We start from the raw sequence: 15108 nt of genomic DNA on the forward strand, positions 1-15108 counted from the left end.
CTTCCGGATCGCCCTGACGCAGCTTCCTCCAGCCCTTCCACGGCCCTCGCGCGGCCGTACGCCCCCCCTCAGCCGCCTTTCCGCGGCGATCCCCTCCTGTCACGCCTTCCACGCCCGGTGAACGCCCGATGACCGAGCGCCACGCCGACGCGCCCTTCCGGGCGCCGCCGGGTGAAGCCCACCACAGGACCTGGGTCACATACGACGGTCGGTAGTAGGCGCATCCCTCTCATTCCCGGCGCACTGGGCCGTCAAATGGGGTATTCCGCGCTATCTCACGATGAAGGTTAGTAAAGGGGGTCATTGCCTCCCGTTGCTCAGCCCGTTAACCATGGATCCCGGCAAGCACCGAGAACGAGCCTGCGACCCACGCCATCCGGCGAACGAGGTCGGGCCATCGGTTCCTGCACCCCGCGCCGCCGAAGGCCGCCACGCCCGTCCCCCACCGGAAGAGCTCCCGCATGCCTCGCCTCAGCACCCTCCGCAACACCATCCGCGTCAACCGTTCGCAGAAGCTCACCGCCGCCGTGCTCGTCGCGGCCGGTTCCGTCACCGCGCTCGCCGCCACCGGTGAGTCGAGCGATGCGCAGCCCGCGGCAGCGCACGCGCCCATCGCCGTCAAGGCGGCCGGGTCCACCGGAATCCCCGGAGCCGACACCCGGCTGACCAAGGACGCGATACTCAAGGACGCGGTGGCCAAGGACGCGGCCGCACGGAAGGCCGCGGCCGCGAAGTCGCAGGCCGCGAAGGCCGCCGTCCTGAAGGCTCACGAGTCCGAGCAGAGCGCCAACCGCTCCACCGTCCGCAAGGCCGCCCCCGCGCCCAAGCAGTACAAGAACAACCTGGACGGCTGGATACGCGAGTCGCTCGACATCATGAAGTCGAAGGGCATCCCCGGCACCTACGAGGGGCTGCACCGCAACATCATGCGCGAGTCCAGCGGCAACCCGCACGCGGTCAACGACTGGGACATCAACGCCCGCAACGGCATCCCCTCCAAGGGGCTCCTCCAGGTGATCCAGCCCACCTTCGACACCTACCACGTCAGTGGTACGCCGAAGAAGCTCACCGACCCCGTCGCCAACATCACCGCCGCGGCCAACTACGCCGCGGACCGCTACGGCTCGATCGACAACGTCGACTCCGCCTACTGAGCACCGTCCGACGCGCGGCGGGCGGGGACCACTCCGCCCCGCCGCACCACGGGCCTCCCGCGGCAGGCTCCCCCGCCGCGCACCTCCCCGCGTCTTCCTCCCTGCGGCAGACCTCACCGCCGCGCACCCGACCCGCGTCGCCGCCGTGCGTCACCGCACCCGGACCACATCCACGTCCGAGGCCCGCACGAAGCCGATCCGGTGTCCGATCTGGACCGTCACATACTTCCGGCCGCCCGCGAAGTACGTGTGGTCGTAGGGCTTCGAGAAGTCGATCGTCGGCGCGTAGAAGTACCCGGTGGGCGCCTCGCCACCGCCCGGGAACGCCTGGCCCTTCTTGATCGTGTAGACCAGCGGACTGCCGACGGCCGGCGCCGTGTGGTCGGCCGGATATTCGGACTTCTCCGGGTACGCCACCCCGTACACCGGCACCTCCGCCCTGCCCGCCTTCGGCTTCACGACGTGGCCGGCCGTCGGTGTGATGACCCGCGCGCGATCCGGGGTCCGCAGCCATGCCTTCTCGCCGTACCACCAGATCGCGGTCCAGCCCGGGGCCCGGTCCGCGACGACCGCCTGCTGGGTGGCGCTGATCTTGCTGCCCCAGTCGGCGGCGCAGTTGGTGCCCGGCGCGCCGTCGGGATGCAGGCCCGGATCGGCGAAGAGCGGGGAGCCGGTGGAGGGCCCGGTGTGCAGGGGGACGGCGCTGCTCCCCTGGCGCGGCAGGTCGAGGCCCTTCTCGCAGTCACGGAACGCCTGCTTGTTCCGCTTGAAGTCCGCGCTGACCGTGACGAGTTCGGCGCCCCCGGGAGCGGCCGGCGCGGTGGGCCCGCCGAGCAGCGCCATGAAGCGGTTCCAGTCCCAGTACGGGCCCGGGTCCCAGTGCATGTTCTTGGTCCCGGAGGCGCTGGTGGGCGGGACGCCGTCGTGGCCGATGATGTGCTGCCGGTCCAGCGGGATGCCGTAGCGCGCGGCGAGGTGGCGGACGAGTTTCGCCGTCGCGCGGTACATCTGGGGCGTGTACCACTTGGCGCCCTCGGCGGCGAAGCCCTCCTGCTCGATGCCGATGGAGTGGGTGTTGAGGTACCAGTTGCCCGCCTGCCAGGCGACATCCTTGTTCTTGACCATCTGCGTGACATGGCCGTCGGACGAGCGCACCACATAGTGGGCGGAGGTCTTGTTCAGCGGGTTCTGGAAGATCTTCAGAGTGGTGTCGAAGTCCACTTCGGTGTCGTGGAGGACGATGAACTTGATCTTGTTGCTGTGCGGCCGGTCGGCGGTGTCGTAGTTGCCGTACGTCTCCTTGTCGGCCGGGTCCCCGGTCTGCTGATAGGCCGCCGGGACCCAGTCGCAGTCGAGAGAGCGCGGACACTCGGGCCGCACCCCGTCCGCCCCGGCCTGCGCCGCGGGGGCGAGCAGGGCGGCGCTCAGCGCACCGGCCGCGGTCAGGGCGAGCGCGAGTCTGGTCCTCCGCCTGGACGTCATGACAACCCTTCCTGGAGCTGGTCGTACAGGAGCCGTTCCCTGGGTGATGTCCGTGTTCCTCGTTATGGGCGCACACTCTGTGACGTGAGGTGATAGCGCGTCAAGAGTGCCGGGGAGAAGGCTCGATGAGCCACTGGACCAGACCACTGACGACTGCTCCTACCTGCGGTTTCCCGCACTCGCCACCCATCCGCGTTTATCTGACTAATTGCCGCTGTGCGTGCCCCGGACGGCCGAGGGGTAGTGCTGGCGCGGACACCAACGGTCCGTGCGGGCGCCGCGCGGAAATCTCCGAAAGGCCGGACGCACCATGGCACAGCCCTTCTCTCTGCCGGACTTCTATGTTCCGTATCCGGCACGGCTCAACCCTCATCTGGAGGAGGCACGACGTCACACCCGTGAGTGGGCACACGGGATGCGGATGCTGGAGGGTTCCGGCATCTGGGAGGAGAAGGACCTGGAGGCGCACGACTACGCGCTGCTGTGCGCGTACACCCACCCCGACTGCTCCGCCGAGGCGTTGTCGCTGGTGACCGACTGGTATGTGTGGGTGTTCTTCTTCGACGACCATTTCCTGGAGACCTACAAACGGACGCTGGACCGGGAGGGCGGGAAACGCTACCTGGACCGGCTGCCCGCCTTCATGCCCATGGACCTCACCGACGGTATGCCGGAGCCGGAGAATCCCGTCGAGGCGGGGCTCGCCGACCTGTGGGCGCGTACCGTGCCGTCCATGTCGGGCGCATGGCGGGCCCGGTTCGCCGAGAACACCGAGCATCTGCTGAACGAGTCCCTGTGGGAGCTCTCCAACATGGACGAGGGGCGGATCGCCAACCCCGTCGAGTACATCGAGATGCGCCGGAAGGTCGGCGGCGCGCCCTGGTCGGCGGGCCTGGTGGAGTTCGCGGCGGATGCGGAGGTCCCGGCCTCGGTGGCCGGATCACGGCCGCTCGGAGTGTTGCGGGACGCCTTCTCGGACGCGGTGCATCTGCGCAACGACCTCTTCTCGTACCAGCGCGAGGTCGAGGACGAGAAGGAGAACAGCAACGGTGTGCTGGTCCTTGAGACCTTCCTCGGGTGCACCACGCAGGAGGCGGCCGAGGCCGTGAACGACCTGCTGACCTCACGGCTCCAGCAGTTCGAGAACACGGCGCTCACCGAAGTCGGCCCGCTCTGCGCCGAGAAGGGGCTCACGCCCACCGAGGCCGCCGCCGTGTTCGCGTACACCAAGGGGCTCCAGGACTGGCAGTCCGGCGGGCACGAGTGGCACATGCGCTCCAGCCGCTACATGAACGGCGGCGGGGTTCCGGCCGGGCCCGCCGATTCCGGCTGGGGCATGGCCGCCGCGTCCATCCGCCTCACTCCCCGGGCGGAGGTTGCGCGCCGGCGCAGCCATACCCATGTGCCGTTCCAGCATGTCGGCCCCTCCCTGCTTCCCGACTTCGGCCTCCCGTACCCCCTCACGCTGAGTCCGCATCTGGCGGGCGCCCGGAACCGGAACATCGAGTGGGCCCGGCGGATGGGCATGCTCGGCCCCTTGCCGGGCCGGCCCGGATCGCATGTCTGGGACGAGCGCCGGGCCCGCAACATCGATCTGCCGCTCTGCTCGGCCGGCATCGATCCGGACGCGACACCGGAGGAGCTGGACCTGTCGTCGAACTGGCTGACGTGGGGCACGTACGGCGACGACCTCTATCCGGTGATCTACGGACGGGCCCGCGACCTGGCCGGGGCATGGGCGGCCAACGAGCGGCTCCGGTCGTTCATGCCGCTGGACGGGAAGCCCGTTCCCGAGCCCACCGACGCCATGGAGCGCGGGCTCGCCGACCTGTGGGCGCGCACGGCGGGGCCGATGGACGAGGCTTCGCGGCGCACGTTCCGCAAGGCGGTGGACGACATGCTGGACAGCTGGCTCTGGGAGCTGGCCAACCAGGCGCAGAACCGCGTTCCGGACCCGGTCGACTACATCGAGATGCGGCGGTTCACGTTCGGCGCGGACATGACGATGCGGCTGAGCCGGCTGTCGCACGGTGACCGGGTGCCCGCCGATGTCTACCGCAGCGGACCGATCCGCTCCCTGGAGAACGCCGCGGTCGATTACGCGACGCTGCTGAACGACCTCTTCTCCTACCAGAAGGAGATCGAGTACGAGGGCGAGGTGCACAACTGCGTCCTGGTCGTGCAGAACTTCTTCGGGGTCAACTACCCGACGGCCGTATCCATGGTGCATGAGCTGATGCAGGGCCGACTGCGGCAGTTCGAGCATGTCATCGAACACGAACTACCTCTCCTCTACGACGACTTCGCACTCGATGCCGATGCCAGGGAGATCCTGGACACCTATGTGCTCGATCTGCAGAACTGGCTGGCCGGGATTCTGAACTGGCACCGCGAATGCGTCCGCTACGGCGAGGCGGACCTGCGGTCGGGTACCGGCGGAGCCCCGTGGCACCTCAACGGCCCCACGGGGATCGGCACTTCGGCCGCCAGGGTGATCTCCGTGCTGATGCCTCAGCCCGTGAACACGTAGCGTCCGCCCGCCCGGGCCTTCATCTTCTTCTCACCACCGGTGAACAGGCCGCTGCGCAGGGTCAGTTCACCGGTGCGGCTCGCGGTGACGACGATCCGGGTGGGCTCTCCGCCCGCCCAGGTGATGTCGACGGTGACGCCGCCGCGCGCCCGCAGGCCCCGGACCGAACCGTCCGGCCAGGCCGCGGGCAGCGCGGGCAGGATCTCCACCGCTCCGTACTGGCTCTGGACCAGCATTTCGGCGATGCCGGATGTGGCGCCGAAGTTGCCGTCGATCTGGAACGGCGGGTGGGTGTCCCAGAGGTTGGGCAGGGTCGAGCTCTTCAGCTGTTCGGCGAGCATCCGGTGCGCGTGGTCGCCGTCCCGCAGCCGCGACCAGAAGTTGATCTTCCACGCCTTGGACCAGCCGGTGCCGCCGTCGCCGCGCGCGCCCAGGGAGACCTTGGCCGCCTCGGCCCACTCGGTGCCGGGTTCGATCTGCCGCCCCGGGTGCAGGGCGAAGAGGTGGGAGACATGACGGTGGTCGTCCGTCCGGCTGTCGAGGTCCTCCTTCCACTCCTGGAGCTGCCCCCAGGAGCCGATCCGCAGTCCGGGGTCGAGCCGGTCGAGTGTGCTTTCCAGTCTGCTGCGGAAGGCGCGTGCGTCGCCGAGGGTCCTGGCCGCCTCCAGGGTGCTGGTGAGGAGGTCATGGACGATCTGCTGGGACATCGCGGCCCCGGCGGTGAAGTCTCCGTGCTCGGGCGAGTAGCTGGGGGTGACGACGAGCTGTCCGTCGCGCGGGTCGGTGCGCAGGTTGGCCAGCCAGAATTCGGCGGCTTCCTTCATCACCGGGTACGCGGTGGAGCGCAGGTAGTCGGTGGAGCCGCTGAACCGGTAGTGCTCGTACATCTGCTGGGTGAGCCAGGCGGCCGCCTCGGGGAACCAGAAGGCGGTGGACCAGTCGTGCACTCCGGTGAAGCCGTACGGGTTGGTCTCGTTGTGCACCACCCAGCCGGCCGTGCCGAACATCTCCTCGGCGGTCCTGCGGCCCGGCTCCCGCATCGCCTCGATATAGCGGTCGTACGGCGCCGTGGTCTCGGCGAGGTTGGTGACCTCGGCGGGCCAGTAGTTCATCTGGAGATTGATGTTGGTGTGGTAGTCGGCGGACCACGGCGGGCTGGTGGAGTCGTTCCAGACGCCCTGGAGGTTGGCGGGCAGTGATCCGGCCCGCGAGGAGGCGATGAGCAGATAGCGGCCGTACTGGAAGAAGAGCGCTTCCAGGGCCCGGTCCGACGGGCCGGCCCCGCCGGTGTAGGCGGTGAGCAGCCGGTCGGTGGGGACGTCGGGCAGCCGCTGGCCGATGTCGAGGGCGACCCGGTCGAAGAGGGTCCGGTGGTCACGGACGTGGTCCTCGCGCAGCTTCTCGTACGAGGTCCCGGCCGCGGCGTCGACCGCTTGGGTGACGGCCCGGTGCGGGTCCTCGCCCCGGTAGGCGGGATAGCGGTCCGTGTAGTCGGTCCCGGCGGCGAGGACGAACCAGGCGCTGTCGGCGCCGGTCACGGTGAGGGTCCCGTCCGCCCCGGCGGTGACGCTCCCACCGCTGGTACGGACCCGGATCTGGGCCTCGAAGCGCAGCCCGTTGTCCTGGAGGGCGCCCCGGACGGTGAGCCGGTCCCCGGCGGCGGTGGCGGTGAAGTCGCTGCGCGGCGAGGTGTAGCGAAGGGTGAGGGCGACCTGTCCCGGCCGGTCGGCCGTGAGCCGCCCGGCCAGGACCCGGCCGGGGTGGGAGGCGAAGAACTCCCGAGTGTGGTGGGTCTCCTGGTGGGTGTAGCTGACGGTGGCGAGGGCGGTGGAGAGGTCGAGTGCGCGCCGGTAGGAGGTGTCCGGCGCGGCCGGGGCGTCCCGCAGGTCGAGCAGCAGATCACCGAAGACCTGGTAGGCGCCGTAGCCGCGGCGCGCCTGGCCCAGCTCGGTGGCGACATCGTCGGGGCCGAGCGAGCCGTCCCGGTCGAGGCGCTCCTGGACGCCGGTGAGGGCGTCGGGCCTGGCGGCGGTCCAGTTGCCGAAGTCGTATCCCTGCGTCGACCCGGGGCCGCCGGTCCACAGGGTCTTCTCGTTGAAGGTGAGGCGTTCGGTGGCGAGCGTCCCGAAGACGCTCGCGCCGAGCGCGCCACCGCCGATGGGGAGCGACTCCCGCTCCCAGCCCGCGGCGGGGGTGCTGTACCAGAGGGTCGGTGCGGGCAGTTCCGCCGATGCGTCATGGTGCACCGCATCCGGCGATTCATCGGAGGTAACGGCTGCTGCCGCTGTTCCGGAGAGGGCCGGAACTCCTAGGGCCAGGGCGCCTGTTACGCCGACCGCCGTCTTCACTGTGGTGCGTCGCGTCATCCCGGATGTCATGTCACCGCACCGTAAAGGTCCGACGACTACGCGGCAAGAGACCGAACGAAATGACCCCTTGGACGGAGGTCACGGGCGCGTGGACGGAAGTGGCCGGGGATACGGACACGGGGCCGGGGAACCCGGCGAATCGGGAAAAGCGGGGGCGGGGAAAAGCGGAAGGCCGCCCGACGCGATGCGGGCGGCCTCAGCAGTGACGTTTCAGCCTTGCTGGAACAGCTCCGCGGGCAGCGGCTTCAGCAGGGCGTACAGATCGTCGGTGATCGGCCGGTCCCAGCTGGCGATGGTGACGAGCACGCCGTCACTGCGGTCGAACTGCACGCAGGCGATACGGCTCTCCGAGAGCTTGACCCGCCGGACGATCAGCAGATTGTCCCCCTGCATGACCGGGACGTCCTCGGTGCTCGTCACCTCGATCGGCTCGTCGTTCTCCAGGGCGAGCAGCAGCTGCGCCACCTCGAAGGGCACCTGGCCCTCCTCGGTCTCACGGGCGGGAGAGCCCGTCGGGAGGTTCCCGATGATCATGGCCGGGCCGCGTCCGCCGTACAGGTCGTAGCGGAGGAAGACGCCCTGACAGCTCCCGTCGGGTGCGGGGAGCAGACCGGCGCCGAGGTTTCCGGGCCAGTCCCCCGGGTCCATGGCCAGGACATCGAAGTCCGGGCCCGCGGGTGTGGCGGCGCTACGGCGACGGAGGAAGGACATGCGGACATGTTACGTGTCCCGGCTCACGTTGCGGAGCCGGGCCCGTGCGGACGGCGGCCCGCGAAGGACGGGCGCTCCCGCCCGGCCGACGGCGGTCGGGCCGGGTCCGGTCCCCGGCCGCGAGGGCATGCCGCGGGACCGGACGGCCCGGCTCGCCGCCCCGCGCGCGACGCTACGAGGGGGGCGTGCGGTGCCGCTCGTGGTGGCGGGCCACCCGTGCCCGGTTGCCGCAGGACGGCTCGCACCATTCCTGGCGGGGGTGCTCCTTGACGAAGTAGCGCACGCATCTCGGCGCCTGGCAGGCACGCAGGGCGGCCCGGTCCGGACCCGCCAGAAAGCGGATGGCGGCGCGGGCGAGAGCCGCGGCAGGAAGGTCCGCGCCGGCGCCATCGCCGGTGGCCGGACGGTCGTCGGCGGCGGGTTCACCGGCCTCCGGCCACACCAGCACGGGCACGGTGGGAACGGCCGCGGCCGTGGCGTTGAGCCGTGCGAGGGCCTCGGTGAGGGGGAGGAGCCGTCCCGCGTCGGCGGGGCTGGGGGCACCCGGGCGTACGGCGTGCGCCAGGAGTGCCCGGACCGCGGCGCGCAGCGACCGTACGGCGGCCAGCGCCCGATCGTCGGCCTCCCATGCCGCGTCGAGGAGACCGGGGTGGCGGTGCAGCCATCGGGTGAGGTCCGCGGCGGTGCGCAGACCGTCGCCGACGCCGCCCGGTCCGTCGTGGCGGACGGTGAGGGCGAGATCGAGGGCGATCCGGGTGTCGGACATGGGCTAATGGTAACTTCGCGTTCACCCATTAGTTCGGGGGGTTTCCGTTCGGGGGGTCCCCGTTCGGGATTCCCTCGTTCGTGGATTCGCCCGTTCGTGGATTCATTCGTTCGGGAGTGGGACCGAACGGGCGGGCCGCGTCGGCTGCTGCGGACTTCGAGGGCTTCGGGGGCGGGGCGGCAGCGGGGCGGAAGAGCGCGGCGACGGCCGCCCCCGCCCGCCCCGCCTGGGCGCCCGGTCTCACCCGGCGGGCGGCTGTGATCCGACGAGCCACATCGAGAAGAACTGCGCCCCGCCGCCGTAGGCGTGGCCCAGCGCCTTGGCGGCCCCCGGCACCTGGTGTTCGCCCGCCCGGCCACGTACCTGCAGGGCCGCCTCGGCGAAACGGATCATGCCGGACGCCCCGATGGGGTTGGTGGACAGGACTCCGCCCGAGGGGTTCACGGGAAGGTCTCCGTCGAGTTCGGTGGCGCCGGACTCGGTGAGTTTCCAGCCCTCCCCCTCGTCGGCGAACCCGAGGTTCTCCAGCCACATCGGTTCGTACCAGGAGAACGGCACATAGATCTCCGCGGCGTCGATCTCCCGGCGCGGGTCGGTGATCCCGGCCTGGCGGTACACATCGGCGGCACAGTCCTTGCCCGCCTGCGGCGAGACGAAGTCCTTGCCCGCGAAGAGCGTCGGTTCGCTGCGCATGGCTCCGCCGTGCACCCACGCGGGCGGGTGCGGCGAACGGGCCGCGCCGCCGCGGTCGGTGAGGATCATGGCGCAGGCGCCGTCGGAGGACGGGCAGGTCTCGGAGTAGCGGATGGGGTCCCAGAGCATCGGGGCGGCCTGGACCTTCTCCAGGGTGATGCCGGGGTCGTGGATGTGCGCGTACGGGTTCTTGAGGGCGTTGCGCCGGTCCTTGTACGCGACCAGGGAACCGACCGTGTCGGGGGCGCCGCTGCGGCGCATGTAGGCGCGCACGTGCGGGGCGAAGAAGCCGCCCGCGCCGGCCAGCAGTGGCTGCTGGAAGGGGATGGGCAGGGAGAGGCCCCACATGGCGTTGGACTCGGACTGTTTCTCGAACGCGAGGGTCAGTACGGTCCGGTGGACACGGGCGGCCACCAGGTTGGCGGCGATGAGGGCGGTCGATCCGCCGACGGATCCGGCGGTGTGGACGCGGAGCATCGGTTTGCCCACGGCGCCGAGTGCGTCGGCGAGATAGAGCTCCGGCATCATCACCCCCTCGAAGAAGTCGGGAGCCTTGCCGATGACGACGGCGTCGATGTCCGCCCAGGTCAGACCTGCGTCGGCGAGGGCGGCTACGGCGGCCTCACGGACGAGTCCGGCGATGGAGACGTCGTGCCGGGCGGAGACGTGCTTGGTCTGGCCGATACCGACGACGGCGACGGGCTCCTTAGGCATGAGCGCTCTCCCCTTCCAGGACGGCGACCAGGTTCTGTTGCAGGCAGGGTCCGGAGGTGGCGTGGGCGAGGGCCCGGTCGGACTCGCCGCGGTGGATGCGGGCGGCGGCCTCACCGAGCCGGACGAGACCGGCGGCCATCACCGGGTTGGCGGCGAGCGCACCGCCCGAGGGGTTCACGCTGACCTCGTCCCCCAGCCCCAGGGCCGTACGGAGCACGACTTCCTGGGAGGTGAAGGGTGCGTGCAGCTCGGCGGTGTCGACGGGGCGTTCGAAGGCCCCCGCACGTTCGGCGGCGAGCCGGGTGGAGGGGGAGTCGGTCAGATCCCGGACGCCGAGGCCGTGGGCCTCGATGCGGTGGTCGATGCCCCGGATCCAGGCGGGGCGGGCACACAGGGCGCGGGCGGTGTCCCCGACGGCGAGGACCACGGCCGCGGCTCCGTCGCCGACGGGCGGGCAGTCGCCGGTCCGCAGGGGCCGCACGAGGTAGTCGCCCGCCGGGACGTCGCCGGTGAGCTGGGCGTACGGGTTGGCCGCCGCGTCGGTGCGGCTGCGGGCGGCGACCTCGGCGAGGGCCGCCTCGTCGGCGGCGCCCGTGTCGATGAGTGCCTGGGCCTGGAGGGCGGCCAGGGCCACGGAGTCCGGCCAGAGCGGTGCGACGTAGTACGGGTCGAGCTGCCGGGTCAGGACGTCGCGGACCTCGCCGGGCGAGGACTTGCCGTACGCGTAGACCAGGGCCGTGTCGGCCTCGCCGGTCTGGAGTTTCACCCAGGCCTCGTACAGGGCCCAGGCGCCGTCCATCTCCACATGCGACTCGGAGATCGGCGGATGGGCGCCGACGCCGTCCAGCGCCATGGTGAAGGAGAAGGCCCGGCCCGCGAGGTAGTCGCTGGAGCCCGAGCAGGTGAAGCCGATGTCGCGCGCCTTCAGACCGGTCTCGCCGAGCACCTGGTGGAGGACGGGCATCAGCATGTCGACTTCGGAGAGTTCGTCGGTGCGCCGCCGGTGGCCGGTCTGCGCGAAGGCGACGATCGCCACGTCTCGCATCTACAGCAGCTCCTTGTACGTGTCGTAGTCGGCGTCGGGCTCTCCGGTGGGCCGGTAGTGATCGGGGTAGCGGCCGCCCTCGGTCCAGACGGGCTCGACGCGCAGGCCCATCCGCACCTGGTCGTACGGGATGCCGCCGATCCGTCCGTGCAGGGCGAGGTCGGCGCCGTCGAGGGCGATGTGGGCGTAGACGTAAGGGACTTCGATGCCGAGGTTCGCGGTGTGCGCGGCCTTGATGTTCACGACGCAGTACGTGGTGACGGTGCCGCGCGGGCCGACCTCGACCGGCTCCGCGGTGGCCACGCCGCAGGTGGGGCAGGCCCCGCGGGGCGGGACGTACACCTTGCGGCAGGAGGGGCAGCGCTCGCCGACGGTGCGCCGTTCGGCGAGGGCGTTGATGTAGGCGGTCTGGGCCCGGCCCGGGGTGTAGGTGTAGTCGAGGCGGGCCGGAGTGACGATCGTGGTGACCGGGTCGGTGAACTCGCCGCTGTGCGGGGCCGGCCGGCTGCCGTCCGCGTCGCCCTCGTACGGTTCGAAGCAGGCGATGTCGGTGATCGCGCCGGTCCGGTCGGCCGCCCAGCGGACGCGGACCCGCATCCCGGTGCGCACGGCCTCGGGTCCCGGGGCGTCGAGGACATGGAGCAGCGCGGTGTCGGCGCCGTCGAGCCGGACGAGGACCCAGGCGAAGGGGGTGTCCAGGGGCTGGTCGCGGCGGGGCGCCGGGTTCCAGGCCCAGGTGGTGACGGTGCCGGTGGCGGCGACCTCGACGAGGTCGCGGATCTCCTCGGCGGTGACGGGGTCGTACTCGACGGGTGGGACGAGGACCTTTCCGTCGCCGGTCCGTACGCCCAGCACGGTCCGCTCACGCAGTCCGGTGAGGAAGGCGCTCTGCACGGGGCCGAGCGAGCGGGTGAAGGGGAATTCGACCACCAGCGGTGCGCTGAGGACTTCGGGCACGGTTGTCTCCTTGGCTCAGGCGCGCCGGTAGACGGGCGGGCGCTTCTCGGCGAAGGCGCGGGCGCCCTCCTTGGCGTCGGCGGTGTCGAAGACCGGCCAGCCGCGTGCGAGTTCGGCCGCGAGGCCGTCGGTCTCGGTCATCTCCGCGCTCTCGTAGACGGAGGCCTTGACCGCTTCCACGGCGAGCGGTCCGCAGGCGTTGATCCGCTCGGCGATCTCCAGGGCCGCCGCCAGCGCGGTGCCCTCGGGCACCACCCGCCCCACGAGCCCGATGCGGGCGGCTTCCTCCGCGCTGTACGGACGGCCGGTGAGGAGCATCTCCAGGGCGTGGGTACGGGCGATCTGGCGCGGCAGCCGCACGGTCGAGCCGCCGATGGGGAAGAGCCCCCGCCGGACCTCGAAGAGCCCGAAGGTGGCGCCCGCGCCCGCGACGCGGATATCGGTGCCCTGGAGGATTTCGGTGCCACCGGCGACACAGTGCCCCTCGACGGCGGCGATCACCGGTTTGCGGGGGCGGTGGTGGCGCAGCATCGCCTTCCAGTGCAGGTCGGGGTCGGCCTTCAGCCGGTCCCGGTACTGCTCACCCGCCATTCCCCCGCCCGCCAGGGCCTTGAGGTCCATGCCGGCGCAGAAGGATCCGCCCGCGCCGGTGAGCACGACGGAGCGGATCGAGTCGTCCTCGTCCGCCGCGAGCCAGCCGTCGTACAGCCCGACCAGCATCGGCAGCGAGAGTGCGTTCTTGGCCTCCGGCCTGTTCAAGGTGAGCACCAGCGTGGCGCCTTCGCGCCGCATCCCGAGATGTTCCGTACCAGCCATTGCCTGCCTCCGTCTCCAGATCCAGAACAGGTTGCAGGAGGAGGGGTCGCAGTTCAATAGTTTTCTGACAGTCAGTCAGATTTCTTCGGCGGCGCCCCTTCCCACTTGTGCCGGTCGGCGCTCTAATGACCGCCGAGTCACTCAGCACCCGGGGTCAGGAGGAACGGTGGAGTACAACCTTGCCGACCTGTTCGAGTCGGTCGTCGACGTGGTTCCGGACCGCGAGGCGCTCGTGTACGTCGACCATCCCGGCACGGGCGCGGAGCGCCGGCTCACCTACGCGGAACTGGACGCCGCCGCCAACCGGATCGCCCACCACCTGGCCGAAGCGGGCGTCCGCCCCGGTGAGCACCTGGGCCTGCACCTCTACAACGGCATCGAGTACCTCCAGACGGTACTGGCCTGCCTCAAGGCCCGCATCGTGCCGGTCAACGTCAACTACCGCTACGTGGAGGAGGAGTTGGTCTACCTCTACCGCGATGCCGATCTGGCGGCCCTGGTCTTCGACGCCGAGTTCGACGAGCGGGTCGCGATCGCCGCGCCGCAGGCCGGGAAGCTGCGCCATCTCGTGCGGGTGGGGGAATCCGCCGAGGGCTCCCCGGGGCCGGAAGCCGTCGCGTTCCCGGACGCCGAGGCGTCCGGGTCCCCCGGCCGGGGGTTCGCACCGCGCTCGGGCGACGACCAGTTCATCATCTACACCGGTGGGACGACGGGCATGCCCAAGGGCGTGATGTGGCGCCAGGAGGACCTGTTCTTCTCCGGGCTCGGCGGCGGCGCGCCGACCGGTGAGCCGGTGAAGTCCCCGCAGGAGCTGGCGGAGCGGGTGGCCGCGGGCGGCGACGGGATCACGTTCTTCCCCACTCCCCCGCTGATGCACGGCACCTCCACGCTCACCGCGTTCATCGGCTTCAACTTCGGCCAGCGGATCGTCGTCCACCGCAAGTTCGTCCCCGACGAGGTGCTCCGTACGATCGAGAAGGAGAAGGTCACCAGTGTGTCGCTGGTCGGCGACGCGATGCTGCGGCCGTTGATCGACTCGCTCAGGGGGCCGCTCAGGGGCACGGACTGCTCGTCGATGTTCTCCGTCTCCAGTTCCGGGGCGATCATGTCGGACTCGGTGCGCGCGGAGTTCCAGGCTTTGGTGCCGACGGTGATGCTGCTCAACAACTTCGGCTCGTCGGAGTCCGGCTTCAACGGCACGGCGACGGCCGATTCGGGCCCGGACAGGGGATTCCGCCTCCGGGTCAACTCCCGTACGGAGGTGGTCGATCCGGCGACGTACGAGCCGGTGGCCCCTGGTGAACCGGGGCGGATCGCACAGCGCGGGCACGTACCGCTCGGCTACTACAACGACCCGGGGAAGACCGCGGAGACGTTCTTCCGCCGGGGCGAGGAGCGGTGGGTGCTGCTCGGCGACATGGCGACCGTCGACGAGGACGGCATCGTCACCGTCCTCGGGCGCGGCTCGCAGTGCATCAACACCGGGGGCGAGAAGGTCTATCCGGAGGAGGTCGAGCAGGCGCTCAAGGCCCATCCGGATGTGTACGACGTACTGGTGGCCGGGGTGCCCGACGAGAGGTGGGGCAACCGTGTGGCGGCCGTGCTCCAGCTGCGCGAGGGAGCCGGTCCGCTGGACCTGGCGGCGGTGCAGGCGCACTGCCGCACCCGGCTGGCCGGTTACAAGATCCCCCGCAGCGCCGTCTTCACCGACCGGATCCGGCGCTCACCGAGCGGCAAGGCCGACTACCGGTGGGCCCGCTCGGTCGTCGCGCCCCCCACGGGGCCGCCGAGCTGAGCGGGCGGCGGAGCGGAACGGCCCGCGTACCCCCCGTTCGGCCGCGGGGGCGCCGGACCCCGGAGTAAGCCATTCA

General features: G+C 70.9%; 11 protein-coding genes. 3 read left to right on the forward strand and 8 right to left on the reverse strand.

All coding sequences use genetic code 11. The features are described 5' to 3' along the window. The first annotated feature begins 461 nt into the window (after window positions 1–461). Window positions 462–1154, forward strand: coding sequence for a transglycosylase SLT domain-containing protein (locus tag OG251_RS03240; protein WP_326675510.1), 693 nt, complete (start codon window positions 462–464; stop codon window positions 1152–1154). 150 nt (window positions 1155–1304) lie between these two features. Here the strand turns inward: OG251_RS03240 and OG251_RS03245 are convergent, their stop codons facing one another. Continuing rightward, window positions 1305–2636 (reverse strand): N-acetylmuramoyl-L-alanine amidase, encoded by a 1332-nt coding sequence (locus OG251_RS03245; RefSeq protein ID WP_326675511.1) that lies wholly within the window; start codon window positions 2634–2636, stop codon window positions 1305–1307. A 310-nt stretch (window positions 2637–2946) separates the two neighbouring features. On the opposite strand from OG251_RS03245, the gene OG251_RS03250 reads away from it, so the two are divergent. After that, complete coding sequence (locus tag OG251_RS03250; RefSeq protein WP_326675512.1) at window positions 2947–5166, forward strand: terpene synthase family protein; 2220 nt, start codon at window positions 2947–2949, stop codon at window positions 5164–5166. Here the strand turns inward: OG251_RS03250 and OG251_RS03255 are convergent. From OG251_RS03255 to OG251_RS03285, 7 genes are all read right to left on the reverse strand, one after another. Continuing rightward, window positions 5148–7544 (reverse strand): glycoside hydrolase family 95 protein, encoded by a 2397-nt coding sequence (locus OG251_RS03255; protein WP_326675513.1) that lies wholly within the window; start codon window positions 7542–7544, stop codon window positions 5148–5150. The genes OG251_RS03250 and OG251_RS03255 overlap by 19 nt on opposite strands. 201 nt (window positions 7545–7745) lie before the next feature. Further along, on the reverse strand, window positions 7746–8246 hold the full coding sequence (locus OG251_RS03260) for a hypothetical protein (RefSeq protein WP_073728595.1): 501 nt from the start codon (window positions 8244–8246) through the stop codon (window positions 7746–7748). A 172-nt stretch (window positions 8247–8418) separates the two neighbouring features. Beyond that, entirely contained in the window at window positions 8419–9012 is a 594-nt protein-coding gene (locus tag OG251_RS03265) for a CGNR zinc finger domain-containing protein (protein WP_326675515.1), read from the reverse strand. A 240-nt stretch (window positions 9013–9252) separates the two neighbouring features. Then, entirely contained in the window at window positions 9253–10419 is a 1167-nt protein-coding gene (locus OG251_RS03270; RefSeq protein WP_326675517.1) for a thiolase domain-containing protein, read from the reverse strand. Continuing rightward, complete coding sequence (locus OG251_RS03275; RefSeq protein WP_326675519.1) at window positions 10412–11464, reverse strand: thiolase domain-containing protein; 1053 nt, start codon at window positions 11462–11464, stop codon at window positions 10412–10414. Before OG251_RS03275 ends, OG251_RS03270 begins: the two co-directional genes overlap by 8 nt. Then, complete coding sequence (locus tag OG251_RS03280; RefSeq protein ID WP_326675520.1) at window positions 11465–12421, reverse strand: Zn-ribbon domain-containing OB-fold protein; 957 nt, start codon at window positions 12419–12421, stop codon at window positions 11465–11467. A 15-nt stretch (window positions 12422–12436) separates the two neighbouring features. Then, on the reverse strand, window positions 12437–13237 hold the full coding sequence (locus OG251_RS03285; RefSeq protein WP_326675522.1) for a crotonase/enoyl-CoA hydratase family protein: 801 nt from the start codon (window positions 13235–13237) through the stop codon (window positions 12437–12439). A gap of 166 nt (window positions 13238–13403) precedes the next feature. Between OG251_RS03285 and OG251_RS03290 the strand changes: the two genes are divergently transcribed. Then, complete coding sequence (locus OG251_RS03290; RefSeq protein ID WP_326675523.1) at window positions 13404–15032, forward strand: acyl-CoA synthetase; 1629 nt, start codon at window positions 13404–13406, stop codon at window positions 15030–15032. Window positions 15033–15108 lie beyond the last annotated feature (76 nt).

This window comes from Streptomyces sp. NBC_01237, assembly GCF_035917275.1.
GTDB lineage: Bacteria > Actinomycetota > Actinomycetes > Streptomycetales > Streptomycetaceae > Streptomyces.